Consider the following 25,255-nt stretch of genomic DNA (forward strand, 5'->3'; position numbering starts at 1 on the left):
CTTATGAAACCCACACGACTTTTATTGTTGCTCCCGACACTGCTGATACTGGCCTTGGCCCCATTGGGTGCCCGCGCAGAAACCCCGCAAAACTATGCGCAGCCAGCGGCCGCAGCTCAGTGGCGCTGGCCGCTAGCCGGAGAGCCGAAGATCCTCAAGGCTTTTGATAAGCCGGCCGAGCAGTGGTCGGCCGGTCATCGTGGAGTGGATCTGGCGGCGTCGGAAGGTAACCAAGTCGTGGCACCGAATCGTGGACGTGTTACTTTCCGGGGTGTGGTCGTTGACCGCCCCGTGGTGGTGATTGACCACGGATATGGGTTTAAGACCAGTTTGGAACCGGTGACCAGCGAGCTCTCGGTTGGTAGCTGGGTGGAATCCGGAGCCAAGCTCGGAACCGTGTCGAGAGGTGCGCATTGTTCAAATCGCTGCATTCACTGGGGCGTCCGGTTAGATGGAGAATATATCGACCCGGCGCTTCTCATCGAAGATTTACGCCCCTCGATCTTACTTCCGCTTAATGGCTGAATAGGCGGAGTTCATGGTCAAATTATGGTAGTTTCGCCAGCCGGAGGGTGAAAAAGAAATACGCCGGGTCACCTGTTCATACAAGTGACCCGACGTATTCATACCGTAGGGCGTGTCGGACTTGAACCGACGACCAAGGAATTATGAGTTGCTAGCATCTGTTTCCGAGCAGTCCCGAGGCTATCCGAATCCGCATGATCTCGCGGTTTACGGCACTGGAGCAAACCAGATTTTCCGACAGTATTCGGGAAAATTGTGGTACCAATTGTGGTCACTTTTCAGCTTCGAGAAGCACCGCCAGTCATGAAGGTGAATGGTCTCTGAGTGCTACTACCTATAGCGACTCAATTCATTTATCTCTAGTTCCATCTCACCTCTGCGACTACTATCGGAGACATCTTCGCCAGCTCTGGCGCACTTACCCGATAGGAAGGTCATCATGCCTGATTCACCTGGCACGCCAATTTATGGCGATACTCCCTTTGCCAAAGAATTTGTGGAGCGGACTAAACAACCGTTCTTGGATTTCAATTCCAAGTCTAAAGAAGAACCCAGGTTATCTGGTGTACACGCTGCTCAAGCTCTAGAGGAAATTACAGGGGCTGCCTACCTTGCAATTATGCGTCTAGAGGGTCGCATCAACGAACTGGAAAACGAACTCAAAAACCGATAATACCTAGAAACACAGAAAACCGCCCCACCCTCGCAATGAGGATGGGGCGGTTCTATCTCACCAGCGGGTCACTCATTCCACCTAGTAGTGATCTATGTTGATCTATCCCATCGAGTGTTAATTTATGTCAGAAAATGCCATACTGGTTCGTACCGGGACATGCGCCCGGGGTGGCGTGTTTGCAGGAAGCGGACAAACCTGCAGCACCGGTACGCGTACTGGACAGATGCTAGCTGGCACGATCGTGGTGGCTCGGAAGTTCGAATCCTCCCACGCCACCCATCATTCACCAACCTCGGATTTCTTCCGTGTTCAGACCCTTATACATTGGCATAATTTTTACCTCGGACTCGCCGAATTCTCCGAAATTTTTCCGATAAAACGAAGTTATGCCCCTAATCAAGATCTCCGCAGACGGTACCCTATCCTGATAAAACGGATTTGGAAGCGTCGCATGCTGCACTTCCTCTGGCCATGGACCCTCGAAGAAGCCACTGAACAACGGGATTATTTCGTGGCGCACGACAGCTAGATAAAAGTTCAGCTCTTCCCACACATCCAAGATTGGCGTATAGGTCGTGTCGAGCGTCAACAACGGTTTGAACTCGCCAATTGCCTCAGGAATAACTCCCGTACTGAATGGATACATTAGTGGGTCCAACACATCGTTATCACCCATGAACCGCATATTAGCAATAGCTACACCTTTGTAAGGCTTACAGGACCTGTCAGTCAATGCGAAGTACGAGGGGTAACCTGCGAGACCCACTGAGATTCGTAGCTCACGATGTTTATACTCGTTGGCTAAGTAGTTCAATCTGGCTAACGGGTGGACCAAGGGTTCTTCGATCTGATAAGGCTGAGTTCCTTCGAGCAATGATGAAACCAGTTCATCGTCACACCCGGTTATTGAGATTGTCTTCCTAGGGTTCTTCATTATGACCGGGTAGCTCGTTCCAGCCCCTTTGTCGACGGGTGTCCCTCCAGTCGTAACCACCAATGCGCGTGCAAGATAGTCCAACGAGCTTCGCAGATTCTGTATAAAGTCCCCCACGAGCAATGACAATTTCACAGGAGGTTCTTTACTGGAAATCGTCCTGAGCTGCCAGATGGTTAACCCATCTTTTGGCCTCGCTGAGTTCAATTCTGGATCCGCGAATGCCTCGACAGCATTTGGTTCGGATATACCGAACTCGTAGATCATCTCGCTAATGTCTTCTAGAAGCTCCTCGCACCATTGGATCTTGTGCACTATGTCGTCAGGCAATTGGATCATGAGGTAGAGAATACGTGCGAACTCCCTTTTATCCTCGATTGTTATGTGCTTGTGGATTAAACTTGCAATATGTCCACACGTGATGTTCCGTTTGAAAACGTTCTAGACTCGATCGAACGCGCCACGGGATGCCGCTTTAACGCGGAGGACACGGTCTCATTCCTAGCTGACGAGGAATACTCAACGTACTCCTGGGCGGATATCAGCCTTCGTGATCTGGTCACGATCATCTGGAACACGGAACTACCAGCTTAAATACGAAAAATGCTCCCCACCTCAAAAGGTGGGGAGCATTTTTCGTTTTACTTCGGTGGGTCTACGTTGGCTCGTGCCAGGGCGGCGGCGACTAAACCGACCACGCCACCGAGGATACCCACAACCGAGACGGTGAGCGTGATGAAACTCTGCACATCATCGAGAGTAATGATCCGCAGCGTCACCAACGTGGCAACGATGACCGCGGCCACCACGATGGCCACGGTGTAGAGCTTCTTGCGGGTTGCCGGGTCGCTCAGACCGGAACCTTGTGCTTCGTACTTACCCATGGTGGGCCTCCTAGTTGTTGTCGTTCAGCCATCGTTGGATGGCCTTGCCGGTTTCCTTTTCGGGCTTGCCGTCAAGGAGCCACTTGCGGGTGTCGTAGTAGACCTTGCCGCGGTGGCCCAGATCGTCGGCCAGCATGCGCTGGAATTCGACCCAGAACCAGTAGACGGCCTTGCCGTCCTTCTTGAGTGGCACACCCTTGGCAACGCCCTTGGCGGCGAACGGGGTCTTGAGGTAGTACCCGTTGCGCTGCATGAGCGTCATCGTGTCCGTGATGGTCAGCTTCTCGAATTTGCCGTCCCAGCGTCCGTTCTTCCCGTCCACGACGTTCTCGAGAAGGATCTGCAACGCGCCGATCTCCCATGACAGGAAGTTCCCGTTGACCTTCAGGTTGGCGTAGTTGTCCGGGAAGTTCGTCGAACCGTCCGGAACGTTGTCCGGCGACTGGTCGGCGACCTTCGGACGCGACTTCACTGGTACCGGCTTGCCAGTGATCTTGCCACGCAGCTCCTTTTCCCACAGCGCCACGGTGTCCTCTATGCTGCGACCGGCGGCAGCCCAGGTGAGTTCCACGTGGAGGTGGTCGGTGTGTGGGTTCACGCCGGTGTAGGTATACCAGCCCTTGTTCTTGTACCCACCGGAAAAGATCTTCCGGTTGAAGATGATGCACTGGATGCCGAGCTCTTTCGAGTTCAGGCGGAGCTGTTCGGCGAACTCCTGGTACTTCGGAATGTCCGAAGCCCACTTGAGTCCGAAGTCCACAGCGCGCCACTCGCCATGCAAAGAGTTAGTGCGGGTGGAACCGCGGACTGGACGGCAATTGAAGATACCGGAGTTCTGAGCACCCATATTCTTGTAGGCTGCGAGGAACCACGCCATGGCACCCTTCGCACCGGAGCGTGGGTCAGTGGTGCAAGTTTTCGCGCCTACGTATCCGTTGTGAATGGCCATGGTTACTTCTCTCCAATCGGCTTGATTCCTGCTGCGGGTTCGCAGTAGTCCGGGTGTTTAGGGTCGGTGACTTCCTCGGGGTTCGGGTCTTCGTAGTTGTCCTGGTCGATGGCTTCCATCGGGTTACGGTCAGACATGATGCGTTCCTTTCGGTTTCGGGCATAAGAAAAGCCCTGACCGGGTTGGTTCAGGGCTTGGGATTGGGTTTGGGTTATTCGGTGGGTGGTTTCGTGGAGTACTGCTTGTGTAGATCCGTCAGCATCGGAGTCCAGTTCTCGGTCTGCTTCGTATGCTCGGAGAATTCCTGGCGTAACTTCTGTGTCTCGCGCCGGCCTGCCCGGTCCTCCGCATGAAGCATGCCAATGTCCTTGCGGGTTTCGTAGTTTTCTTCACGAAGTCCCCGCACGTCCCGGCCGAGTTCTTTGAGCAGGTCCATGGTCGCTATGTGTCGTTCGTCTTGCTCTTCACGCAGGTTCGTTGAGTGCGAGTTCTTCACCTGCACGCGAGCTTCTTTGGCATCCTTGCCGATCTCGGCAAGCTTCGATTTGAATATGAAATAGGCTGGGATGCCTGCACCGAGGATCGCCCCCACGGTTATGATTCCCTGGATGATGACGGCTTCGGTAAGCCATTCAGGCATGAGTCCTCCTGTAAGAGCGATAGGATTTGATCCATGAAGACAGGGATCAAGACAGCTGTTGAAGCAACGATCAGCGCGCTCATCGGGCTCGCTGTAGCTTCGCTCGTGGATTGGCCATGGTATTTTTTCTTGGCTACAGCAGTGGGTCTCTTCGTAACTTATAACTGTTTACTTGTTCCGATATGGACACGGTTTTTTCGAAAGGGTAATCCGTTGACCAACGAAATTGAACCGCCGGACGCCAGCGGATTTGAAGTGGGCGTTGCCAAGATCTTCCCCAAAGGCGTAGGCATAGGAATAATCGGCGGCAGTGACAACCACGTGACTAATTCGGTTGTCCGCGGTTGGTCCAATGGAGTCGGTATTGGAGTCTTTGATTCGCCAGGAAGCACCGTAGAAAATTCAGATGTATCTGACGGCACCACAGAAAAATAGGCCAGCGCCGCAATCACGCCAGCATGAAGCGCTCACAGGTGGCATAAAAAATGCGCCCCCTGTGAGCGCCTCGTTATTCGGTGACTACTGGCTCTGGTTGCAGGTCTTCTGCATTCCCGCCACCGGCAACATACTTCGCGGTGAGTTCTTCAATTTGCGCCGGGATCTCAGCTAGCGCTTTGCGTCTCTCCTGCTCCGCTAGTACCTCGTTCAGATGATCCGATAGCTCTTCGCTGGTCAGCGTTTTCAGGTCCATAACAACTCCTTACTGGTGTGGGATTACACCGACTGCTGAGCCCGGCAGGCTAGTAGGCCACGGGTCGTTAGTCGTGAACTTGATCTGCACGTACATGGCGGTCGTTTGAGTGCCGTTCTGCGTTACTGATGCGCCACTGACGGAGAACGCCGCCAGTGCACGACTACCAGTCCGTCCGATGAATCCATGCTGCGGCGAATAGTCCGGCGTGAAGCCTGCGGGCAGGGTGTAAATCGTTTCCGACCCGGTGGGCGTAACAACATCACGGAGATACAGCGTGACATCGCGTCCTTCACGTCGCAGTAACCCAGTTCCAGCCACACTAAGCGTCACCTGCCTAAGGCCAGTATCGCCATAGACCAGTTGCTCGCGCTGATTCAAGTAGTCCCAAACCTTGAACACCCGGCCAGCGGTTTCAACAACAGTGATCCCACGGGTTACGACTAGCCTGGTGATCGTTGCAGCCATCGCCGCATAACCGGCCGTGTTCAGGTGGATACCGTCAGCATCGAACTCTGGGCGAAGCGTTTCATCATCGTTAGACACTGCGGCGGACATGTCGAAAACGTCTGTGAACAGTGGACTTGCTTTCATCCACGCATTGAATTCCCGGCGACGAGTCTCAAAATCACCAGTGACGTTCGTTCGAGGAATGATCGTTGCACCGTAAACGTTTGGCGAAACATGCTTCCGCAAGTTCTCCACACACTTAGTAGCTGTATCAATCATCTCCTGCAAAGTGGGAGTCACCGCTTGGGACAGCTGGTTCGATCCCATCCCGTAGATCACGCCATCTACCTGGTTGATTTCCGTGCCGTATAGCGTCCACTTTTTCGAATCCGGGCTTTCCCAAGACATCCCGGACTCGCCAGAGCTACCCCAGTGCATCGGAACGATGCCGCGTGGCCGGCAGTACTGATCCAGCCATGAATCATAAAGCTCATATGTCGCGCTAACACCAACACCGATACTGTCGGTGAAGCTAGCCAGCGTAGGCACGGTAGGCAGGGTTTCGAGTTCAATGTACGCGTACATGGGGATGCGATTCACGGCGACCGCTGTGCCGGTTGTTGCATCTGCAGCTATGGGTCCGGTGTACCCGTAGCCCAAGCACATTTGCACATCGCCGGATGACTGCCAGCCGTAAGATATCAGGCAGTCATTGCCGATCATTGCAGGCGACAGGTTGACCCAATTAGAGGTAAACCCGTTTTCTCCGGTGGTGCCCGAAGCTGCCAGTTCTGTCCAGGCTGCCGACTGCCCGGTAGTTCCGGTACGTGCACCAATACTGATTTTTGATAGTGCTACGGCTGGCGAATCAGGCCCGTTGGAGCGTGGACTCCAATTCTTGATGACCACACGAGCCCTTACCGATCCTGCTGGGATATGGGCAAGCGTTCGGGCGTAACCTTGCCCCGTCGTAATCGCTCCACCGTATCCAACCGTCAAGGACATGGCGGAACGCTTCATGCTGGTCGGTGATGCAGGAACAAGCCCTCCACCGCCGATGCCACCACTCGACGCGCCCGCATCGACACGCTTGAACGGGCCCCACCCTGCTGAGAACAAGTGGCGGATGTACTCTCGTGGGTCGTCAAAGTCGCGTGTAATGAGACGCTGTCGCCCTGCCCCCGTGCCCCACAGGACAGTCTCAACATCAAACATCACCGCAACAGGGGAGCCAATTGCGGTTGCGGTCGTCCCTGACCAGCAGGTACGAATACCGCTAGTAAGCGTGTCAAGATGCTCAGAAGATGTTAACGCGGTGGTGTCGAACCAGGGGCTAATATTCTTCCAAGCAGTCCATCCGCCTGAGAGTAGTTGCCTGCGTAGCACCTGGACCGTGGTGGTGCCACGAGATTTAGCAGTTTGGATACCCGATGTGCCGTTACCCCAACGTTCGGTGGTAATCGTGTACATGCTAGATGTAGGAAGGCCGAGAGCTAGGGCGACGCTACCTGACCAGATCGTCCGTATGCCGGATGGAAGCTGGGAAAGGTTGTCCGAGACTGTGAGTGTGTCTTCGGTGAACCACAGATCCGCAAGTCTGCGCCACCCTGCCCAACCGCTGGACAGCTTGGAGTTCGTCCAAAGTTCCGGTGTTACCGACCGCGTCAGATAGGTCGCTGTTCCTGCATTCACTCCCCAGGTGAGTATTTCTAGTGAACCTAGAACCGCTGGCAATCCGAGACCCAGAGCGATAGCTCCGCTACTCACTGAGTAGGACCCGTTCGTGAGCGTGTCCATGGTGTCTGAGGTTCCAACGGTGCGCTGGTACCAAGTACCGGCATCGCCCTTCGGGCCTTTGAGTACTGCGAGTTCTACCCATTTCAATGGCATTGCTTAGTCCTCCCATCGGAGCTGGTGATAAATCCCGGTGTTCGCTGGATTCAAAGGGTTATTCATGTCGTTGGGGTCAGCTTGCAGCCACTGAGCTCCGGCACCGAAGAAGATCGACGGTGGGGTTGGTGAAACGATGACCATCTGGAAGTTCGGACGCGGAGGTCGGGCGTTGTCACCGATAGGCCCGCCACCAGCTAGGACTTCTATCTGCCAGCCGGTGTCGTGCTGTGCCACTCCGGGTCCTGTGCTTCCGGTGATGCCGGGGTTGCGCCACTCGATAATGACTTTGTAATGCGCACCAGCGGTGAGCATCGTGTCTGTGCGTTCAAGCGTGGCGATGAACGACGAATCAGATTCTGGCGTGACCCGAACATCGGGTCCGGAGAAGATACTCGACGGGCCAAGATGTGCACTGGACGGCCGGAAGATGATTAACGGGTCCAGGTAGTTGAAGTTGGCCCCGCCGAAAGTCCGCAAGCTGCCAGTGATGGTGGCTGTCGCCATGTGCGCCCCCCTAAATAGTTGAGGACCCCACCTATTCGGTGGAGCCCTCAGTGTTCTGTAGTTCTTGGAATAGCTGGTCTTTCAGATGCGAGTTCGCTAATGCCTCAGCCAATTGGAACTGACTGTCTGAGAGCCACCGACGAAGATTTCCGATCACAACACCCTTGGCTATGTCCTGCGTCCGATACGCTGCAACCTGCGCTTCCAGTTCTACGATTTTTCGCTTGTCATCTACTGCCATTTGTCGGCTCCTTAGATTAATGTGTGTGGTATGCGCCCAAAACTTATTGCCTTACTTGCTGTATCCGCTGTCGCTCTCGTGGGTTGTTCAGCCGGGGAACCGAGCGGGGAGCCGACAGCCACAGCTACTGTGACCGCCAGCCCGGAGCCAGTTAGCGGGCCGACCCCAACTGATCTGCCACCAGGAGTCGAAGCCCATGAAGTTCCAGCCGAGAAAGTTGAATTCGTTGAAAACCAGTTTGCTGACTTCGCTGAGCTGCGAGCCCAAGTTCACGGCGCAGAAACTCCGAATCCCGACCAGGTAATTGACGCACTTCATGAATTCTGCGAAGCAGGAGAACCGTTCGATGTGTCGGCGACACAGGATCTGAATAAGAACCTTGATGCAATCGCTCCAGATGCTTATTGTGAAAGGCTCGAATCCGCTAGCTAGGGTGTCCACGTCGACGCGTAAAGTCGTCCCGACGATGGATCGCGGTAAAGGTTTGGCGCGTTCGACGTAGTGCTGAGGTTCTGAAAATTGACGATGCTACTCGCAACGGACAACCAACCAGTCAGATTCAAGTTGCCAGAAACACTGGTTGTAGCAGCGTTGAGCGAAATCCCTGAAACTCCAGCTACCACAGTTGAGATCGCCTTATAGTCGAGGATTGCGGCTGAACTGTTCAGGCTGACTGATGAACTGCCAGAATCCGCCAACCCGATGCTTCCCGGACCATTCGTGAAGAGCCAACCACCCGGAGCCTCAATCAGCTTGTTCGAGGATGGGTCAATTACAAAGCTGCCGAACGTAGCCTTACCAGTAGGTTCGATCGTCGTAACACCGGACTTGAATAAGCCACCTGAAATGATTTCAAAGTCCGAAGCAACAGTTGTGTTACCCGTTATATCGAGCGTTCCGGAGATCGTGGTGTCACCCTCGATGTCGAGTAGTCCGGTGATTGTCGTATCGCCGGTAACATCAAGCAGCCCGGTGATCGTCGTGTCACCGTTGATCGTCAGCAACCCGTCCAGGTTCGTTGGCCCGGTAACGTCTAAGCTTCCCGAAATGGTGGTCGCACCGGTAACGTCCAATGGCCCGGAAATGTTCGTCTCACCGGATAAGTTCGTTGTGCCGGTAACATCAAGCACACCCGAAATAATCGCGGTGCCGGTGACCTGCAAACCACCGTTTTCAATGCGGATCCAGCCGCCGTCGTAGACACGTAGGCCCTTACGGCCGATAGCCGACCCGTTCAGAGGTGTTGCGTACTGCTGCTCACGAATCTTCTTCGGAATATCTTTCAAATTACTCCGAGCAAGATTTCTCAGCTTCGCCACGCTGCCTCCTACAGTTCTTGGAGTTCGAGCTTCACGGTCTCCGACAAATCCCCGGAGAACTGAACGACCCTGAAATCATGCTGGCCATCGGCAATCAGCGGATCACCATGCGAGTACATGCGGAACGGGCGGCCCAGTTTCACCATCGTCACTTTGAAAGCGTCCGACGCATTCATGTTCGCTGACCACTGCTCTACCGGACCTGACGCAACATCAGTTTCTGCCCATGTCCGGTCGTACAACATGTTCCCGTCCTTCTCCTTCGGAAAAGACATCGCCTTGACCAGGTGCGGGTACGGTGACCCACCAATCGACGCCACCTGATAATCAAGATCCTGCTCCGAACCCTCACCCGTGCCGATGACTACCGTGGCGACTTCGTTCGCGTCACGCTTGATTTTTACCCCGTGGAGCATCTTCTGATTTGCAGAGAGGTTCACCGGGATCAGCCCGCCAACCTCAATGCCGTCATAGATCAGCCACTCCAAAGATCTCTCATTCTCAGACCAGCGGGGCACCATCGCAATATCCGGGCCGCCCTCGGTGTTCATGAGTGTTTCGAGCTCGTCGGCTACCATCGGCAGCTCGTACCCGTACCAGGTGCGTGAACGGGTACCGCCCGTAGTTCCCTGCATGAAGATCGGCAAGGAGTACGCGCCAGCTGTGCCAGCTTCGATGACCCCGCGCACCATGTCCCACAAGGACGCCGAAGCGACAGTGAGTTTCTTCTTCATCAGGTCTGTGTATGTAGTGAACAGCATCCGCTTCGCTAGCAGCGACCACAGGTCCGCATGATTCACCGTGAGGCGTTTCGTGTCGTAGTCGTAATCCCACGACCAGATCACCCCCGCATACACCGGCGCCTTCTCCCACTCAATGACCAGCGTCCGGCGCACCACGTTAAGCAGCCCCCACCAGTCCAACCCCTTCGACGTTTCTGCATTCAGCACCGCCGACGCAGTGCCACCCGATCCGCCGTTGAGAGCACAAGTCCACGTAAACCCGCTTACCGGGATCACTGACTGCTTCAACCCCGTCCGGGTATCAACACTCCACACACGCCAAGCCACGAGTACTCCTTACATATAGGTGTCATACAGTTCGATCCGACCACCCTTAGACAAGGTGACCGGCACCTTCCCACCAGGAGGAATCGTGAATGTCTGCGCGTCACCAACAAGACCCGCGCCGGAGGCCATGGACCCGCTGACACGCAGCAGGCCATCCCACATATCCACAAAGTGCACGTTGCCGCCCGGTGACGCGGTGACTGTGTACTTCTCACCGTTCGGGCCGGTAATCGTGTAGCCACCTAATTCAATGGGCCCTGGCACGACGATCTTCGGCCACGCCGGAGCAGACCCGCGGTTCTCCACCATCGTGGCCACACCAGCACCAGCCGGAACAACCCTGCTAGCACCGAAGATCCGCGGATCAGGAGAACGCAAACTAATCTGAAACGATGTGTACGTGTCGGTTTCTGGAACGGCCCGAATCTTCCGATCAAGCATGACCTTCGCCCACTGATCAGGGCCATGCCCCAATACCTGCATCGTTTTCACTTCACCAGGAAGGATCACTCCACGCAGCGCATTGATCGCCTCATGCTGGTGCTCGTGGGACTTCGAAATCACCCGGCCACTGATAGTGACTTGCCGTTCGCCGTAGAACTCCGGGAGAGCATACCCGCCGTGTCCGTGGGGCACGTCCTCCCGGTTGTCTTTCATCTCAGGCGTATCCCACCACCCATCGAGGGTGAATGTCTTCCAGTCGTGAGCATGCGTCAACCCGTTGAGTATCTGAGTGCCAAGCTTGATTAGCCCTTCCATCTGGCCTTCCTATCCTCGAAGTTCAGAACTGAGCCAGAACTTGATCTCGTCCACCACTTCGCGGGCCACGCGTGACGCATCCGTCGCCCCATGAACCGGAGCGTTGATCTCTATCGGACGTGCCCCGGCAGCAGGACCAGAACTGGTCTGAGCCATCATCATTACCTGCGCACTAGGCGTGCCGATCGCACCACCGTTGGCATAACCACGGACAGGCGATGAATGAAGCTGAGACCGGAAGCGATAGACCGATTGCTGGCCACCCATCAGCTCAACGTCGCGTGCTGTGAGCATGTGCTCACCGTTGGACGCCATGATCGGCACATCGTCACTCGTACCCGTACCAGGGCCGTAGATCGCACCGCCGGTAGCCTTCGTCTGGCCACCATTGCCACCACGACCGTTCGAAACATGAGACTCCGAATAGATCGACTTCTCATGAGTAGTAATCCACACGTGAGCCGTCGTTCCATCGAGCGCATCTGCAGCGGCCTTGGTCTTCTCCGCTTCCTTCCGCGCCTCATCCGACATCCACGTCTCGACCTTCACGTCCTCCGGAATGCCCATGACCTCACGAGCCATCTTGTCCGCGGCATCACCGGTAATCCCAAACTGGCCAGCAGCGACGATCAACGCGTCATACGTCGAAGTCATCGCGGACTGCAACTCAGCCTCACTGGCGCCACCATCGGCGAGCGCGCGGACGTAGGCTTCTCCGCTGGCTGCGAGTGCGTCGTAGGCTGCTTGGTTGGCGCGGCCTTTGGCGGTGGTTTCGTCGAGTGATGTTCCGTTGGTTTTGATTGAGTCGGTGATGTCGTCGATTGTTGATTCGTATTCGCGGAGGGCTGCTCGTTCGTCGCGGGTGATGACGCCTGCTTGGAAGAGGATGTCGAGGAATGCTTCCATGTCCTTGACTGCGCCGTCTGCGGCTACTGCTACGTCGTCGAGGGCTTCTTCGACTGCGCCGGTTCCTTCGGCTGCGCCTGATGATTCTGCTTCGACTCGGCTGAGTGCGTCGGAGTAGGCGGGGAACAGATAGGCGGCTTCTTCTGCGGAGACTCCGGAATCTTTGAGTTTCTGCTGTATTTCGGAGAAGGCTTGTGCGGCGCCGTCTGCGTTGCCGGAGCTGAGCAGGTTTGCTAGTTCCGTGTCGATTCCTCCGAAGGCTTCTTCGGCGATTTGCTTGGAGCCTTTGATTCCGGTGAGGGAGTTGACGACGGATTGTCCCCAGTTGTCGAATTTGGTTCCGGGGTCGTCGGCGAATAGTTGCTGGATTGCATCGTCCATGCTGCCGATAGATGTGGTTAGTTCGCCTCCGTCTTTGCCGCTGAATGCTGCATCGAGGGCGCCTGCTGCTTGTGGTCCCTTGTTGATGATGTCTTGGAGTGCGACGGCTATGTGGCCGGTACCTTCGATGATGTTGCCGGTGTAGTTCATTTCGGCGATCTTGCCTAGTGCGACACCGACTCCGAGGATCGTGCCGGCTACGGCTCCACCCTTGGCGAGGTCTTTCATCCCTCCGGAGACTTTGCGTAGTGATCGGTCGGCTCGGGAGCCTTCCGGTGCGAGGTCGCGTAGTGCGTCGCGGGTTTCCCGGATGCGTGGCAGAGCGGTGATGAGTCCGCCACCGAGGAGTGCTGCGCCACCAGCAAGACCGCCGACGATTGCACCAATGTTCAGGACTGGCGCAGGGATCTTGCCGACCATGTCTACGAAGCTTTCTGCGGACTGGACTAGTTCACGCAGGGCGTCGTTGGCGGTGCCACCTGATTGCAGGAACACGGTATCGAAGGCTCCGCCGAGCTTCTCCACGTCGCCAGCCAGGTTGTTCTGCATGAGCGCTGCGGTCTCTGCGGCGTAGCCTGCATCGTTGACTGCGTCTTCCCATTTCTGGATCCCTGCGGCGCCTTCTTCGTAGAGGACGTTGGCGGCACGGACTGCGTCTGATCCGAACATGGTTTTGAGCGCGGCGTTACGTTGCTCGTCGGACATATTCTTGAGTGCGCCTTGGAGTACTCCGGCGTATTCGGACATTCCGATGAAGCTGCCGTTTGCGTCGTATGCGCTGATGTTCAGCTCGTCCATCAGCTCGGCTGCTTGCTTGGAGTTCGGGTTGAGGGATTGAAGCATGGTCTTGAAGCTCGTGCCTGAGTCGGAACCGGTCAGGCCGGCCGCGGCGAACGCCGTCAGCGTGCCGGTAGCTTCTTCAATGGTGAGGCCTACTGATTTGGCAACGAGACCTGACTGGTTTAGAGCCATGCCGAGGTCTTCGACACCGCCCTGGGCCTTACCGGCACCTGCAGCGAGCAGATCCGCGATGTGCGGTACTGCTTCGCCGGAGAGCTTGAACTGCGTCATGGCCGAGGCGGCGATCTCTGCGGCCTTGGCCACCTCGATGTTGTCTGTGGCGGCTAGGTTGAGCGCTCCGGATAGTCCACCGTTCAAGATCGCCTGGGTATCAACGCCAGCTTTAGCCAGTTCCTTGATGCCGCCGGCGGCTTCGGAAGCACTGAACGCGGTGTCAGCACCGGCTCCCACTGCTGCCTCACGCAGTAGGTTCATGTTTCCAGTGGTCTCATGGGTTGCTGCCTGCACCTCAGACATGGACTTGTCGAAGTCCGCGTAAGTGGTGATCATCTTGCCGAAAGCAAGGGTGAGCGCACCACCTGCAATAGTCACAGCAGGGGCTAGCGTCTGGTACGCCTGCTTCTGCTTCTCAACTGCTGCGGCGGTCTTGGCTGCCGATTCCTGAGCTTCCTGGTTAGCCAGGTACACCGCTTCGGAGAACGCATCCACTCCATGGGCTGCCGCCTGAGCGGAAGAAACCACTTTCCCGTTGGAGTTCACCAGCTGACCATTAGCGGAATACAGCAGACCAGCGGCCTTCGCAGCACGCTGGTCCGCCTCAGCAACGACCTTGATCTTCTGAGCGCGCTCCTCGGCGGACTTCGAAGCCTCCTTAGTGGCTTTGTCCGCGTTCTTCGTGGACTGCTCGAATTCCTCGTTAGCGCGGGTCGCGTTCTTCCAACCGTTCAGGAAGTTCTGGACCTTAGCCTCAAGAATGAGGGCTATTCTGCGTTCGCTCACGGTGCCTCCTTAGAGTCGTCAGAGGTTCCGGAGCGGCTTATCTGCCGGCCGGTCGTACGTGGTCGATACGCGCTCCCCCAGAGCCGGGGTGTATGCTTCCTTGCCGATGCCCTTAGTGGAGCGCTCACGAGCAGCACACGAGTTACAGACCTTCTTGTGCGCCGTGTACCAGCCGTCATTGTCCTTATGGTGAGCAATGACTACTGGGTGACCGCAAGAGCACAAGCCGTCCTCGTAGATGGTGAGGGCGAGCGTCAGCAGGTAGTCCTTGTCCGTCCAGTCACCGCGAGCCCTGGCGAACCAGTGCATCGGCGGTTTCTGGGCGGTTCGGGCTGTGCGAAGAACCTGTACTACTGGGTGGAGTCTTGGCTGCCACCAGAGGCACTGGGCAAAAAATCTGCGTCCGGAGCCGGTAGCTCGTTCTGCACCTGCTGCCGTTTCTGCAACAGCTTGGTCAGCTGAGCCACACCAATCTTTGCTTCCAACGTGGCCACCAGCGGGACGGTCATCTTGATATCGCGCTTCTCCAACCGCGGGGACTCCACCGAAACGATCGACTCGACGAGCAACGCACGATTCAAGTGCACCTGCTTCGTGAGTCGCTCCTCGCGGGAGTCCGCCTCATTGGTCAAGTATTGCGATGCGATTTCGGTGATCTTCTCGCGCGGGATTGCCCGCAGATAGAACGTCATCTCCGACGCGGCGAAAGCATCCATCAGCTTCTCGCGGTCCTTGATGAGCTTGCTCAGCGCAGGGTTGCCCCAGCTGGTCATCTCACTGGACTGCGCGTCGGTTTCCACGCGGATCTGGCGCGCCAGGTGATTGATCTGCGCTACGAGGTCGCCACGCTTGTACACGGTCTCCGAATCCTCGGGCAGACGTGCATCCTGCAGCCACGCGTCTAGGTCAAAAGTTTCTGGATTCTGCTCGGTCATGGTGGGCTCCAATCTGATCGGGCTCCGAAAAAGGGGTTAGAAAAGTCCGGCCACGCGGGAGCCCTCGCGCGTGACCGGACCATTAGGGGGACGGCATCTACATGGGGTTAGACGCCTGCCGGCACGAGGACTTCACTGATCATGTTCTGAGCCAGGAACTCCACGCGACGCTTGATGTTTCCGTCGTTACCCGGACGGGTCGGTGAATCGGTCTTTACTTCGCCACCGAGGAAGATCTCATCCCCGGCCTCCCACGGCTCAGTAGAGTCCTTATCGGTCTCACGCAGGTACACCCACACCGTGGTGTCCTTGACCATGACCGCCTGATACGCCGCATCCAAACCGGCCACATCTGCACCGGTGCCAGAAGCCAGCCACTCACGGATGAGCGTCAATGCCGTTTCAAAGTTGGACGCACCGAGCGCCTGAGCGTTGCCCTTCTGGCAAGAGGTTTTCTCATTGAACCGATCGGACGCGGCCGGTGACCAGGTCACGTCCGAATCGAGGATCACGCAGGAAGGATCGATCATCGCGTTCAGCTCGGTCGCCGTCGGAATCACACCGGCCGGCTTAGTCAGCGAGAGCGCCCACTTCTTCTTGCCGTCTGCAGAAGTCTTCACTTGCTGTCCTCCTGTCCTGCATCACCGGAATCAGGCCGGCGAACAGCCTTCTTCCCGGTATTTCGGATTGAAGCGACTTCGACAAAGCCGAACGCCTCATTGGTCAAATAATGCACCGGCACCAGCCGGACATCCCCGCCCCCTTTAGGGCGAGCTTCCACAAAACCTGGCTTACCCATCGTTTGTGTCCTTTCCTTTAGGCCCGATAAGCCATGAACGGGTATTCGTCCACGGCATACAGGGGGTTCAGAGTGTCAATCGAAATACGGTTATCCGGCTCAGCCGTCAACACCTCGACCTGACGAAGCTTCGAAAAACTCCACCCAGGCACCACCGGACGCTGACGATTCAACGCAGCCCTAGCCACACCCACCAGATGATTCAAACCATCTTCGGTCGTAGCCACGACCGTGCACCGGATCAAATACGCCACCTGATCCGGCACATCATCCGAAGACCGGTTATCACGCTCACCAGAAACCGCCGTACCAAAACCGCCATGCAACACGACATAAGGGAAATCGGCGAGCGCTGGTGGGCTGGATAGTTTGGCTTCGAAGAGGTGCACGCGAGTGGTCGGTGGGAGTAGTGCTTTGACTGCTTCGAATACTTCGAGGCTCATAGCAGGCCCTCCCAGATCTTCGCCATGTACTCTTCGACTGCTGGTGCTTCATCGGCGAGCGCTTCGGCTGGGTCGCGGACTGTTCCGCCGCCGCCTTGCGCGCCGCCGAAGTAGGCGAATCCTGCGAGTCCGGCAGCGGGGTGCCGGGATTTGTTGGGTCCGATCTCTACTGCGTAGTGGGATTGTCCGAATGCGGCTGAGCCGAGTTCTTCGAAGTCCACCGATCTCGCAGCGTGCTTAAACGAGGAAGACGCCCGCAAGTCTTTCTGCATGGCGTCTTTGATGTTGACTGCACCTTTTTTGAGTACTGCTTTGACTTCGGGGATGAGCCGTCCAGGCACAAGTCCGAGGTCCTGGCTGAATTGGCGTAATTGCGAGTCGTCCAAGCTCACATTGACACCGCCCTCCATCGTTCGGCTGTGCGGTGGGTGCCTTCGGCGAGCTCTACGAGTTCGGCCTTGGTACCTATGCGGGGTAGTTCGAGCTGTGCGCTGGTGATCTCCAATAGGTCGCCTGGCATTGCGCCGGTGCCTATGGGAAGTTTCGCCAGTGCGTTGGTGATCGTGTAGTTCGCGGCCGCTACGAGTAGTTCGGTGGGCTGGGTGGCGTCCACGTCGTATCCGCATCGGCCGGTGTAAATCGTGTCGAAGGTCGCGACTTCGTGCCCGAGTGCCGGGTCGAATCCGCTACCGGTGGGACGTTTGATCGTGCACGTGGCGATCATCAGCATCTTGGCTCGTTCCCGGCCACGACGCGTTGCGGAGACTGCCCGGCGCTGCATGCTCACAGGCTGCCCACCACCTTCGCACCGTAGTTCCCGAAGCGCTTTGCGATCCGGTCTCGTGCGCGCTGAGGGAGGGACATTTCTGTGATTGCATCGACGGTGTCGCCGGTGGCATACGCTTCCGCGTAGTCGTCGATCTTTACCGAGGATAGGCGCCCGTTGTCCAATGTGAACCCGTCACCTTCACCGTCCAGTGCGGACAGCAGACCCCCGATGACCATCCGACAGACCAGGTCTTTCAGATCCGCAGGCAGGACAGGTAGACCATGCGTGTATTCCACGGTCACAATCTCTAGCCCTGCCTCGGACCATCCAGTGGCCCGGTACAGTCCCGCGTTGATGCGTTTCCACCCGGTCACTGGCACACCGTCAACGGAGACCGCGTGGATCTCTGTCACCGGCAGACCGGGCAACCGCAGGATGCGAGCACGGCCGGCAGGAAGCTCGACCGTGCTGCGCTTGGAAACGATGGGTGAACCCGCTGCGTCGATCACCTCAGCCGAAGCCGATTCGATCAGTACTGCCACGATCGGCGCGTCCCAGTCCACCTCCGCGGGGAGTGGATAGGTTTGCAGATCAGCAATTGTAATGAGACCCAACGAGTTCACCTCCTACTTGTCGTCGGAACCGGACAGGTTCTGCTTCTCGGCTTCGGCTGCTTCCGCGGCGGCATTGGCCTCCGCCTCGGCTTCAGCATCAGCCTTGGCGTTCTCCGCAGCTTCATCTGAATCCTGTTCGAAGAGAGCTCGAATCTCGCCCTGCTTCAAACCGGCCAAGTCGTCCTCCGAAGTGCCCTGAGACACCGCGTAGGCAACCCAGTCATCACGCGAAGCGTTGCCGCGAGGCTTCTCCAACGGATCGGCAGACTTAGCGACTACTGCCTTGGGCTCGGCTTCCTTGGCCTGCTCGCCAAACTTGCGTTCCCAGATCGCTTCGATCTGCTCTGCAGATGCGTCATCAGGGTATTCAACCAGCGTTCCGTTGGCCAGCAGTGAAGACGCAACGTGCTCGCCGAGATTAGTCAGCTGCACCTTGGATTTACCGATGTACGGGCTCACTATGGAGTCACCGCCCCGGTCCAGTGGTACACAGCGTCCGGACGCAAGTTCTTCGCGCCGTACACGTGCAGACCACGCAGGCGGTCAGCGAACTTGTTCTGTGAACGCATAGCCTCGGTCTTGTTGATCGTCGATGCGTAGGCCAGCGCGGACTTGTGGAAGCCCACAATCTGCGGAAGGTCCACAACCGGCAGGTTCTCCGAGCTGTACGAATCGAAGGAAAGAAGCTTTCCGTACGACGCGTCTCGCAGACCAGCAGTCGAAGCCGATTCATTAGCCTTCATCAGCTTCGAATCGTTCTCGTCAAGCAGGGCCGCGAACTCGGCATTGAACACAATCACGCGTTCCGAAGCTGGGACCAGGGCCTTCGCCATTGCCTTCTTCAGATCGCGGATCACGTTCCAAGCCGAAACGCCATCAGTCGCCGGAGCGAGCGGAGTAACCGGGGTGCCCTGAGCGATCAACAGTGCAGCCAGAGTCTTATCTGCATCGGTCACCAGACCATCAGCAGCCGACTTGGTGTAGGCGTTCATCAACTGCGGCTTGGCCTGTGCCATGTCGATGTCATCAACGAAGAAGTCAAACGACTTTTCATTGTCGATCGGCAGATCAATGCCGGTATCGGTGACTTCATCAGGGCTGGTCAAACGACCAGCAGCTTTGTAGTCCTTGATGACGATTGGGCTGATGCCGGTAATGTGCACGACGCTACCGGTCTTCGCTTCGCCTTCGTACTCGCGATTAGCAAGTCCGGCGAAGATTGCGCGTTCCTGGAACTGGGTCAGGATCTTTGCTGACCAGATCTCAGGGATTGCATTGGTGATAGCCATTGCAAGTTCCTTTCGGGTTAGAGTGCGACCTTGCCGTCGTCATAAGCCTTGGCAATGTCTGCCGGGCTCATCGATTCAAGGTCTTTCTTGGTGTATTTCTTCGTCGTCTTGCGCTTGCCGCGAGCCGAATCAAACTGGGTACTCTTACCGCTTTGCGCGGCGAGGTATGGATCTGTTTCGATAAGGTCATCAATCGCCTGAGCAATCTCGTCCTCGTCGTAAACTCCGTCTTCGTCCGGCTCAAAATCTGAGAGGTCCAAAAGACGTATCGCCAAGGCCGGGTTCTGCAGCTTGCCTGCCGCCGCGGCCTTGATATCCGAGCGAAGTACTCGCTCGTTGGCTTTCTGTAGAACTGCCGCATCGCGCTCTTCACGCTTACGCTCGGCTTCCTGATCTTCCTCGGACTTGCCGACAGACGACTTAGAACGCTGCAGCTCAGCCTTAGCCTCGCGCTCAGCCTTCTTCGACGCCTTGAGCTTGTCCTTCATGATGCGAAGAGCATTCTTGCCTTTATCGCCGAGGGCATCAGCACCATCGGGATCTTTGTCGTCTTCGTCCTCATCCGAGTCAGAATCGTCGGAGCCGACATCCGAGTCAGAATCATCCGACTCGTCTTCGTCTTCGTCCTCGTCTTCTTCGTCTTCCGAGTTCGCCGCCATCATTACCGCATCACCGAAGATGTTGTAGTGGAAGGCAAACAAAGCCTCGATGCCGCCGGGAGCGGTCAAATCGATTCCGTGGATGGTCTTGATGGCCATGGTGTTTCCTTTCAGTCGTTCGCATTGCGCGAAGCGGCGTTCCACGACCCCGTTGCGGGATCGAGTGAGTAGCTCGGCTTACGGCCACCGAGGTAGCCGACGCCGGGCCCACGGACAACACCGTCTGGATCTTGGCCCAGACCGGTGACGTATCCGTAGTCCTCCAGCATCCGGAGCGCTTGCTCACGGTTGCCTTTGGCACGTTTGTAAATTTCCTCAGGCATCAGACGCACCCTGACAGCACGCCGGTACCGATCACCCGAAACTTTGTTGGCCAGCGATTCCGTGCCACCCCAGTAGCCACGCTTCGTGGTGCCGTAATAGGTCGCCAGCGCCCCGCCCTCGGACGTATAGGTTCCCGAGCGAGCATTGACGACCTGGAAGATATCCGCGCCGTCACGGATCGCCTGAGCGTCCGAAGGTTTGAAGTACTTATCCTGATCCTGCGCACTCAACGAATTGAAGTACTGATAAGGATCTGTGGTCATGTCACCGGCGAGCGCCTCGGTCATGGGTATGTGCCGGCAGTCGCATCCGGGGTGTCTGCGGAAGGCTTCTTGGGCTCGGTAGGTTTTTCCTGCGAGGATTGCGCACCGGCTGCAGGAAGGTGGGTTGAGCATGCGGACGTAGTGCATGCGTACTGGCGCGGCCGTCATGGCCACGCCCTCGGCCTGCCGTGCTGCGTCTGAGATTTGCATTTGTGAGCGTAGGAGCAGGTTGTCTAGTCCGATGCCCATGGCCCGGTCGGTGGTGTATCCGGTTTTGATTGCTCGCAGGGCTTTGTAAGCCGGTGAAGCTATCGATTCTCTAAGCCCGATCGGTTGGCGTTGCCTGTCTCCGAGCGGGTAGGCGATCCCGGCGAATCCCGCAGCCAGTATCTGGTGCTGGGGTGGGTCGATTTCTTCGGCTTCCATCACTGCCGCGGAGTACTCGATGGAGTCTTCCGCGGTAGCTTGCTGGGCTTGAGCCACGAGCATCGCTGCGGCCCCGGCTTTTGCTGTCCACGAATCGATGATGTTGTTTCGATCGACGGTTACCCACATACGTGTAATGTCTCGCAGTGCTCTGGTTTGAACCTGCTTGCCGTACGCGTAGTGGGCTGCCGCTGCCTCGATGATCGTCTGAGCCACTTAGACCCCCTGACGCATCCGTTCTTCGGCTGCTATGAACGGGTCCATTTGGCGTTCTTTCTTGACCATGGCCATTACTCTGGCCACTTCGACAGGATCGGTGACCAGCTTCTCGGTGATGTACTGCTGAGGGAACCCGGAGGCTTTCAGCTTCACCGCCACATCGGCCATCTGAGCTTCGGAACGGTACTGGATGTTGTCCCAGATCAGTGTGCCGGCGCGAAGCGATTGGATACGTTCTTGGCTGGATCCGCGAGCGGCCGCCATTAGCCGGAAAGTTTTCTTCATACCCTTAGTGGAGTAGAGGATGCGTTCCTTGACCTTGGAAACCAGGCCGGCCTCGGCGATGTTCAGCGACTCGGCCGCGGTGTTGATCATCTTCGCCACCAGGTAATGCGGTGGTGTGCGAGTCTGTGCCGCGATATGCTCCACGATCTGAGAGATGACCTTGGAGAACACTTCGAGGTTTGAAGCGGTCCACTCTTCGATCCGTGCGTCTTGCCCGGGAAGGAAGATGATCTTCTCTTTGATCAGCTCGTCTAATTCAACGTCCTGGTAACCAACTACCTGTCCGTCGTTGTCGAGGATTGGCACCTTTGGAACGTCCGCGTTCACGGCTACCCGGGCTGGCATAGTCGCTTGGTCGAGAGCGTTCATGAGGTACGCCCAGATAAGGTTCACTGCGTCTTGCAGGGCAGCGACTCCGGCGATGTCCGACATAGGATCATCACTGAGCAGCGTCTTGTTCCGGATCTCGGTGAGCGGTACCTCGCCCAGGCTGTGGCGCTCGATCGGGTTCTCTTCGTCGCGAAGCACCCAGCCACCGGTTGGTGACATGCGTTCCTCGGACTCGAAGCGTTGCCGGCCGTTGGAACGCTTGAACTTCACTACGGAGTCCGCCGTGTAGTACGTTGCGAAATCGAACTGGTCATCTTGCCACATGACCAGACCAGCACGGTCAATACCGGTAATCGGGTCAGTATCAACGATCGCTGACTGCGGGTGCTCCCAGGTGACCATCGGTGCCGCGTCCGGACTCGATGCAGGGTGCACCAGTGAGAATGAACGGCCGGCAGCCATGAACATCACGAACGCCTCGGCACTACCTGAATCCGAGTTGCTACCGAGCCAGTCACGTTGCAGCACCTTGTCCACTCCGGCAGTCTCGTCATAAGAACGAATACCAAGGATGGTCATACGCTCTGCAGCAGCATCAACAACCGGCATGCACCAGTTATCACCAAACCCAGCGAACTGAGTGCGGAAGTACTCGTCAAACTTTTTCGAAGCCCAACGCAAGGTCGCTGCCTTGCCCTGGTACCGGTCCACATGGGTTTCGATACCCGCAGCTCGTGAGTCCAGCTCCCGCGCTAACAGTTCAACGCGCTTCTGCACGTCTTCGAGGGACAAATCCATCAGGCCCTCCTTCGGGTACTCGTGCCGGTTGCTACCGTCTTGGTCTTCTCTTCTAGCGACGTACGAACAATGCCGTCCAAGCCCGTCACCGCCGCCTGAAACCCATCAATACGAGCCGTTGACGTACGCCGGTTAGGTTTCACCGGACGAATATTGTCAGCGTCATCGGTCTTCACTTCCACGCGGGAAGCCATCCACCGCATCACCGGGTTGCCGTCATGGCGCATCTCCTTGGCTTTCCACATGCGTTCCATTTCCTTGGACGCAGGAGACAGCCCGTAGAAGGTCTGAGCCACCGGCACCACGTCGATGCCGTTCAGGTCTCGGTCGAGTTCCTGGACAAGTTGGCCAGCAAACATCCGGTCATAGGAAACGCGCTGCATATCGAAATGCTTGCAATCGCCAATCACGGCTGACTTCACCGCGCTGTAATCGATCACATCGCCCTCTGAGGCCGTCACGTAGCCACGATCAACCCAATCGCGTAGCGGAATCAGCAACTGCTTTTCCAAGTCCTCTATGCGCTCTTCAGGCACCCAGAACCTCGTGAACAGATCCAGTTGCAGGCCCGGTCGATTCGACTGAGCCCACACCGTCCACGCAGTGAAGTCACTGGTCGCAGACAAGTCCAAACCGCCCCATGCACGCCGTCCACGCAACGGTGTACGCTTCGCGCCAGCCAACGGATCCCACTTATTCAAGTCCACCCACCGAGCCGAACCCGGCGAGCGCAGATTCAATCCGAGCTGCAGGAACGTTTTCAGCGCTGCGGGTGAGCCTTGGGCCTTGGTGGCTTGGTCTCGCATGTACGCGAGGGTTGGTGACTTGCCTAGGCCGGGGTTGGCTTTGTACCAAGTCTTTTCCGCGTAAGGGTCGTCTTTTTCATCGGCCGCCCAGATCACGCCGTAGAAGCGCGGATCATGAATGATTCCGTTGGCGATGTTGTGAGTGTAGGTGTGTTTCTCGTCGTACGGGGTGCCGTCTTCGGCTTCGTCGGCGGTGGTGATGAACAGGATCAGCGGTTGGTCTCGGGCGCCTGTGCCGGTTTCGATCGCTTCGATCAGCTTGCCCTGGTTGCGCAGGGTGTGGATCTCGTCAATGGAAGCGCCGGACACGTTGAGCCCGTGGGCTGTTTCAGCGACTCGGGACAGAACCCGCAGGATGCCCAGAGTCTTCGGCACACGCACCACGTCGGTCAACGGCTCAATACGCTTACGCGCGGCCGGTGAGGACAAGAGCATGGCCTTGGAATCATCGAACACTCGACGTGCCTGGTCTTTGGAGCCGGCAGCGTTGTAAACCTCGGCGCCTGCCTCGCCATCGGCTAGGAGCAGGATGCCGGAGAACCCCGCGGCGAAGGTCGATTTTCCGTTCTTACGCGGAATCTCCACCCACACCGAGCGGATTACTCGGACAACGCGGTCAATCTCTTCATCGTGGTAAACCCATCCGAACACCGGGGCGAGCACCCAGACAACCTGCCATGAGTCCAGCCCTTCGCCCAAACGCATGCGCACGCCTGCCCAGCGGCCTTTCGTGTGCCGGAAGGAGCCGAGTGCCCGAAGCGCCTTGCGCGCCCGTCCTACGTCAAACCATGCGCCCGGCATCTGGTCAGCTTGGTTAGCGACTGTGAGCGGTTCACGCTTGAGCGCCTCGATGATCTGCTCATGCGTGACGCCCAGCTCGATCAGCGCATCATATGGAACCGGCAAACGGTCAAAATCAACGTCGATCATCTGCCACCCCCACAATCAGAGGCGAGATCACCCTCCCAAGCGACTAATTATCGAATGGATCATCCTCGTCAGACGTGTCCTCACGGCCGGGGAGTCCGGTACGTGCGGCAGGAGACAAGCCAAGCTCACGGACGTAGGTCTTGAGCTGCGTCCGGTACTGGCCGGCAATCGTGGTGTGCGGGTTCTTACCCGGTCCCCGCTGGCCCATCGTGATAAGTCCCTCGCGAGACAGCTCATGCTCCGTCCACTCCAGACGAGCGACGCAGATGCACATGTCCACGACCAGGGAGAAGTCCACGGCGCCGAGTCCCACGCTCTTTCCAAGCACTGGAACTACGCGGTCCCACTCTTCCTTTGCCCGACGCTTTACGAACCTGGTGCCGTTGATCGCCTGGCGCTTGAGTTGATACGAGACCATCTGCTTCTCATATCGGTAGATGCGCTGTTGGAAGTGCTCGATGGACTCATCATCTTCACGCTCAGGCTCCTTGGGCTTCTTCGGAGCCTGCGCCTCGGGCAGTTCACGAGACCAGTCCGGCTCTTCGAACTCCGCCGGCGGCAACACCACCGATTCTTGCTCTGGACGGTGCCCCGGGTTGCCCTCGCGCACCACTGAAAGCGCCGGTTTCGGCATTGGACCAGGCATTTTCGAGACACCCCCTGATCAAAAAGCTCTAACCTGCGGGACTACGAGTTCGTCTGCCCGGCGGCTATCTGCAAAGGCAGGAAGGGGGTCACCCCCAC

Annotated in this window: 33 protein-coding genes; 5 read left to right on the forward strand and 28 right to left on the reverse strand. The window is 57.2% G+C overall.

Annotated features, from left to right (window positions below):
* Window positions 1-3: 3 nt before the first annotated feature.
* Complete coding sequence (locus VJ369_RS09655) at window positions 4-525, forward strand: M23 family metallopeptidase (RefSeq protein WP_324091858.1); 522 nt, start codon at window positions 4-6, stop codon at window positions 523-525.
* 439 nt (window positions 526-964) lie between these two features.
* Window positions 965-1,198 carry a hypothetical protein gene (locus VJ369_RS09660; protein WP_324091859.1) on the forward strand — a complete coding sequence of 78 codons (234 nt, stop codon included), beginning with the start codon at window positions 965-967 and terminating at the stop codon, window positions 1,196-1,198.
* Window positions 1,199-1,484: 286 nt separating this feature from the next.
* On the opposite strand, the gene VJ369_RS09665 is transcribed toward VJ369_RS09660, so the two are convergent.
* Entirely contained in the window at window positions 1,485-2,474 is a 990-nt protein-coding gene (locus VJ369_RS09665) for a hypothetical protein (protein WP_324091860.1), read from the reverse strand.
* Window positions 2,475-2,543: 69 nt separating this feature from the next.
* On the opposite strand from VJ369_RS09665, the gene VJ369_RS09670 reads away from it, so the two are divergent.
* Entirely contained in the window at window positions 2,544-2,729 is a 186-nt protein-coding gene (locus tag VJ369_RS09670) for a hypothetical protein (RefSeq protein WP_324091861.1), read from the forward strand.
* 47 nt (window positions 2,730-2,776) lie between these two features.
* Here the strand turns inward: VJ369_RS09670 and VJ369_RS09675 are convergent, their stop codons facing one another.
* The 4 genes from VJ369_RS09675 to VJ369_RS09690 form a co-directional block, all read right to left on the reverse strand.
* Window positions 2,777-3,019, reverse strand: a complete 243-nt coding sequence (locus tag VJ369_RS09675; RefSeq protein WP_324091862.1) for a hypothetical protein — start codon at window positions 3,017-3,019, stop codon at window positions 2,777-2,779.
* 10 nt (window positions 3,020-3,029) lie between these two features.
* A complete protein-coding gene (locus tag VJ369_RS09680; RefSeq protein WP_324091863.1) occupies window positions 3,030-3,968 on the reverse strand; it encodes a hypothetical protein in 939 nt (312 codons plus the stop codon).
* Window positions 3,969-3,970: 2 nt separating this feature from the next.
* Complete coding sequence (locus VJ369_RS09685) at window positions 3,971-4,105, reverse strand: hypothetical protein (protein WP_324091864.1); 135 nt, start codon at window positions 4,103-4,105, stop codon at window positions 3,971-3,973.
* Window positions 4,106-4,179: 74 nt separating this feature from the next.
* On the reverse strand, window positions 4,180-4,608 hold the full coding sequence (locus tag VJ369_RS09690; RefSeq protein WP_324091865.1) for a hypothetical protein: 429 nt from the start codon (window positions 4,606-4,608) through the stop codon (window positions 4,180-4,182).
* 213 nt (window positions 4,609-4,821) lie between these two features.
* On the opposite strand from VJ369_RS09690, the gene VJ369_RS09695 reads away from it, so the two are divergent.
* Entirely contained in the window at window positions 4,822-5,043 is a 222-nt protein-coding gene (locus tag VJ369_RS09695) for a hypothetical protein (protein ID WP_324091866.1), read from the forward strand.
* A gap of 73 nt (window positions 5,044-5,116) precedes the next feature.
* On the opposite strand, the gene VJ369_RS09700 is transcribed toward VJ369_RS09695, so the two are convergent.
* The 4 genes from VJ369_RS09700 to VJ369_RS09715 are packed head-to-tail and all read right to left on the reverse strand — an operon-like array spanning window position 5,117 to window position 8,387.
* Window positions 5,117-5,299 (reverse strand): hypothetical protein, encoded by a 183-nt coding sequence (locus tag VJ369_RS09700; protein ID WP_324091867.1) that lies wholly within the window; start codon window positions 5,297-5,299, stop codon window positions 5,117-5,119.
* 9 nt (window positions 5,300-5,308) lie between these two features.
* A complete protein-coding gene (locus tag VJ369_RS09705) occupies window positions 5,309-7,639 on the reverse strand; it encodes a GDSL-type esterase/lipase family protein (RefSeq protein ID WP_324091868.1) in 2,331 nt (776 codons plus the stop codon).
* A gap of 3 nt (window positions 7,640-7,642) precedes the next feature.
* Window positions 7,643-8,146, reverse strand: coding sequence for a hypothetical protein (locus tag VJ369_RS09710; RefSeq protein WP_324091869.1), 504 nt, complete (start codon window positions 8,144-8,146; stop codon window positions 7,643-7,645).
* Between the two features lie 31 nt (window positions 8,147-8,177).
* Window positions 8,178-8,387 carry a hypothetical protein gene (locus tag VJ369_RS09715; protein ID WP_324091870.1) on the reverse strand — a complete coding sequence of 70 codons (210 nt, stop codon included), beginning with the start codon at window positions 8,385-8,387 and terminating at the stop codon, window positions 8,178-8,180.
* Window positions 8,388-8,417: 30 nt separating this feature from the next.
* Here VJ369_RS09715 and VJ369_RS09720 point away from each other — a divergent pair, with 30 nt between their 5' ends.
* Window positions 8,418-8,819 carry a hypothetical protein gene (locus tag VJ369_RS09720; protein WP_324091871.1) on the forward strand — a complete coding sequence of 134 codons (402 nt, stop codon included), beginning with the start codon at window positions 8,418-8,420 and terminating at the stop codon, window positions 8,817-8,819.
* Here the strand turns inward: VJ369_RS09720 and VJ369_RS09725 are convergent.
* The 19 genes from VJ369_RS09725 to VJ369_RS09815 form a co-directional block, all read right to left on the reverse strand.
* Window positions 8,816-9,706: a hypothetical protein gene (locus VJ369_RS09725; RefSeq protein ID WP_324091872.1), complete on the reverse strand. Its 891-nt coding sequence runs from the start codon at window positions 9,704-9,706 to the stop codon at window positions 8,816-8,818. The genes VJ369_RS09720 and VJ369_RS09725 overlap by 4 nt on opposite strands.
* 8 nt (window positions 9,707-9,714) lie before the next feature.
* The gene (locus tag VJ369_RS09730; RefSeq protein WP_324091873.1) at window positions 9,715-10,776 is read right to left on the reverse strand and encodes a hypothetical protein; all 1,062 of its coding nucleotides are present in this window, start codon (window positions 10,774-10,776) and stop codon (window positions 9,715-9,717) included.
* A 9-nt stretch (window positions 10,777-10,785) separates the two neighbouring features.
* On the reverse strand, window positions 10,786-11,535 hold the full coding sequence (locus VJ369_RS09735) for a hypothetical protein (RefSeq protein ID WP_324091874.1): 750 nt from the start codon (window positions 11,533-11,535) through the stop codon (window positions 10,786-10,788).
* Between the two features lie 9 nt (window positions 11,536-11,544).
* On the reverse strand, window positions 11,545-14,622 hold the full coding sequence (locus VJ369_RS09740; protein ID WP_324091875.1) for a phage tail tape measure protein: 3,078 nt from the start codon (window positions 14,620-14,622) through the stop codon (window positions 11,545-11,547).
* Window positions 14,623-14,640: 18 nt separating this feature from the next.
* Entirely contained in the window at window positions 14,641-14,931 is a 291-nt protein-coding gene (locus tag VJ369_RS09745) for a hypothetical protein (protein ID WP_324091876.1), read from the reverse strand.
* 41 nt (window positions 14,932-14,972) lie between these two features.
* The gene (locus VJ369_RS09750) at window positions 14,973-15,557 is read right to left on the reverse strand and encodes a hypothetical protein (RefSeq protein WP_324091877.1); all 585 of its coding nucleotides are present in this window, start codon (window positions 15,555-15,557) and stop codon (window positions 14,973-14,975) included.
* A 107-nt stretch (window positions 15,558-15,664) separates the two neighbouring features.
* On the reverse strand, window positions 15,665-16,177 hold the full coding sequence (locus VJ369_RS09755; RefSeq protein WP_324091878.1) for a hypothetical protein: 513 nt from the start codon (window positions 16,175-16,177) through the stop codon (window positions 15,665-15,667).
* Window positions 16,174-16,356 (reverse strand): hypothetical protein, encoded by a 183-nt coding sequence (locus VJ369_RS09760; protein ID WP_324091879.1) that lies wholly within the window; start codon window positions 16,354-16,356, stop codon window positions 16,174-16,176. Before VJ369_RS09760 ends, VJ369_RS09755 begins: the two co-directional genes overlap by 4 nt.
* A gap of 17 nt (window positions 16,357-16,373) precedes the next feature.
* Window positions 16,374-16,799 (reverse strand): hypothetical protein, encoded by a 426-nt coding sequence (locus VJ369_RS09765; protein ID WP_324091880.1) that lies wholly within the window; start codon window positions 16,797-16,799, stop codon window positions 16,374-16,376.
* Window positions 16,796-17,191, reverse strand: coding sequence for a hypothetical protein (locus VJ369_RS09770; protein WP_324091881.1), 396 nt, complete (start codon window positions 17,189-17,191; stop codon window positions 16,796-16,798). Before VJ369_RS09770 ends, VJ369_RS09765 begins: the two co-directional genes overlap by 4 nt.
* Window positions 17,188-17,580 carry a DUF6093 family protein gene (locus VJ369_RS09775; RefSeq protein WP_324092098.1) on the reverse strand — a complete coding sequence of 131 codons (393 nt, stop codon included), beginning with the start codon at window positions 17,578-17,580 and terminating at the stop codon, window positions 17,188-17,190. The genes VJ369_RS09770 and VJ369_RS09775 overlap by 4 nt, the downstream gene beginning before the upstream one ends.
* A gap of 2 nt (window positions 17,581-17,582) precedes the next feature.
* A complete protein-coding gene (locus tag VJ369_RS09780; protein WP_324091882.1) occupies window positions 17,583-18,182 on the reverse strand; it encodes a hypothetical protein in 600 nt (199 codons plus the stop codon).
* A 12-nt stretch (window positions 18,183-18,194) separates the two neighbouring features.
* Window positions 18,195-18,641 (reverse strand): hypothetical protein, encoded by a 447-nt coding sequence (locus VJ369_RS09785; RefSeq protein ID WP_324091883.1) that lies wholly within the window; start codon window positions 18,639-18,641, stop codon window positions 18,195-18,197.
* Window positions 18,641-19,471 (reverse strand): P22 phage major capsid protein family protein, encoded by an 831-nt coding sequence (locus VJ369_RS09790; RefSeq protein WP_324091884.1) that lies wholly within the window; start codon window positions 19,469-19,471, stop codon window positions 18,641-18,643. Before VJ369_RS09790 ends, VJ369_RS09785 begins: the two co-directional genes overlap by 1 nt.
* Before the next feature lie 17 nt (window positions 19,472-19,488).
* Entirely contained in the window at window positions 19,489-20,229 is a 741-nt protein-coding gene (locus tag VJ369_RS09795; RefSeq protein WP_324091885.1) for a hypothetical protein, read from the reverse strand.
* Window positions 20,230-20,240: 11 nt separating this feature from the next.
* On the reverse strand, window positions 20,241-21,359 hold the full coding sequence (locus VJ369_RS09800) for a hypothetical protein (protein ID WP_324091886.1): 1,119 nt from the start codon (window positions 21,357-21,359) through the stop codon (window positions 20,241-20,243).
* Complete coding sequence (locus tag VJ369_RS09805) at window positions 21,360-22,775, reverse strand: phage portal protein (RefSeq protein ID WP_324091887.1); 1,416 nt, start codon at window positions 22,773-22,775, stop codon at window positions 21,360-21,362.
* Window positions 22,775-24,511, reverse strand: coding sequence for a terminase large subunit (locus VJ369_RS09810; RefSeq protein ID WP_324091888.1), 1,737 nt, complete (start codon window positions 24,509-24,511; stop codon window positions 22,775-22,777). The genes VJ369_RS09805 and VJ369_RS09810 overlap by 1 nt, the downstream gene beginning before the upstream one ends.
* A gap of 43 nt (window positions 24,512-24,554) precedes the next feature.
* Window positions 24,555-25,157, reverse strand: a complete 603-nt coding sequence (locus VJ369_RS09815) for a P27 family phage terminase small subunit (RefSeq protein WP_324091889.1) — start codon at window positions 25,155-25,157, stop codon at window positions 24,555-24,557.
* Window positions 25,158-25,255 lie beyond the last annotated feature (98 nt).

The sequence above is a fragment of the Glutamicibacter sp. genome, assembly GCF_035257265.1.
Classification (GTDB): Bacteria; Actinomycetota; Actinomycetes; order Actinomycetales; family Micrococcaceae; genus Glutamicibacter.

Coding starts and splice junctions, on each gene's coding strand:
- VJ369_RS09655 (WP_324091858.1), top strand. CDS start 4: ATGAAACCCACACGACTTTTATTGTTGCTCCCGACACTGCTGATACTG.
- VJ369_RS09660 (WP_324091859.1), top strand. CDS start 965: ATGCCTGATTCACCTGGCACGCCAATTTATGGCGATACTCCCTTTGCC.
- VJ369_RS09665 (WP_324091860.1), bottom strand. CDS start 2,474: ATGATCCAATTGCCTGACGACATAGTGCACAAGATCCAATGGTGCGAG.
- VJ369_RS09670 (WP_324091861.1), top strand. CDS start 2,544: ATGTCCACACGTGATGTTCCGTTTGAAAACGTTCTAGACTCGATCGAA.
- VJ369_RS09675 (WP_324091862.1), bottom strand. CDS start 3,019: ATGGGTAAGTACGAAGCACAAGGTTCCGGTCTGAGCGACCCGGCAACC.
- VJ369_RS09680 (WP_324091863.1), bottom strand. CDS start 3,968: ATGGCCATTCACAACGGATACGTAGGCGCGAAAACTTGCACCACTGAC.
- VJ369_RS09685 (WP_324091864.1), bottom strand. CDS start 4,105: ATGTCTGACCGTAACCCGATGGAAGCCATCGACCAGGACAACTACGAA.
- VJ369_RS09690 (WP_324091865.1), bottom strand. CDS start 4,608: ATGCCTGAATGGCTTACCGAAGCCGTCATCATCCAGGGAATCATAACC.
- VJ369_RS09700 (WP_324091867.1), bottom strand. CDS start 5,299: ATGGACCTGAAAACGCTGACCAGCGAAGAGCTATCGGATCATCTGAAC.
- VJ369_RS09705 (WP_324091868.1), bottom strand. CDS start 7,639: ATGCCATTGAAATGGGTAGAACTCGCAGTACTCAAAGGCCCGAAGGGC.
- VJ369_RS09710 (WP_324091869.1), bottom strand. CDS start 8,146: ATGGCGACAGCCACCATCACTGGCAGCTTGCGGACTTTCGGCGGGGCC.
- VJ369_RS09715 (WP_324091870.1), bottom strand. CDS start 8,387: ATGGCAGTAGATGACAAGCGAAAAATCGTAGAACTGGAAGCGCAGGTT.
- VJ369_RS09720 (WP_324091871.1), top strand. CDS start 8,418: ATGCGCCCAAAACTTATTGCCTTACTTGCTGTATCCGCTGTCGCTCTC.
- VJ369_RS09735 (WP_324091874.1), bottom strand. CDS start 11,535: ATGGAAGGGCTAATCAAGCTTGGCACTCAGATACTCAACGGGTTGACG.
- VJ369_RS09745 (WP_324091876.1), bottom strand. CDS start 14,931: ATGCACTGGTTCGCCAGGGCTCGCGGTGACTGGACGGACAAGGACTAC.
- VJ369_RS09750 (WP_324091877.1), bottom strand. CDS start 15,557: ATGACCGAGCAGAATCCAGAAACTTTTGACCTAGACGCGTGGCTGCAG.
- VJ369_RS09760 (WP_324091879.1), bottom strand. CDS start 16,356: ATGGGTAAGCCAGGTTTTGTGGAAGCTCGCCCTAAAGGGGGCGGGGAT.
- VJ369_RS09765 (WP_324091880.1), bottom strand. CDS start 16,799: ATGAGCCTCGAAGTATTCGAAGCAGTCAAAGCACTACTCCCACCGACC.
- VJ369_RS09775 (WP_324092098.1), bottom strand. CDS start 17,580: ATGCAGCGCCGGGCAGTCTCCGCAACGCGTCGTGGCCGGGAACGAGCC.
- VJ369_RS09790 (WP_324091884.1), bottom strand. CDS start 19,471: ATGGCTATCACCAATGCAATCCCTGAGATCTGGTCAGCAAAGATCCTG.
- VJ369_RS09795 (WP_324091885.1), bottom strand. CDS start 20,229: ATGGCCATCAAGACCATCCACGGAATCGATTTGACCGCTCCCGGCGGC.
- VJ369_RS09805 (WP_324091887.1), bottom strand. CDS start 22,775: ATGGATTTGTCCCTCGAAGACGTGCAGAAGCGCGTTGAACTGTTAGCG.
- VJ369_RS09810 (WP_324091888.1), bottom strand. CDS start 24,511: ATGATCGACGTTGATTTTGACCGTTTGCCGGTTCCATATGATGCGCTG.
- VJ369_RS09815 (WP_324091889.1), bottom strand. CDS start 25,157: ATGCCTGGTCCAATGCCGAAACCGGCGCTTTCAGTGGTGCGCGAGGGC.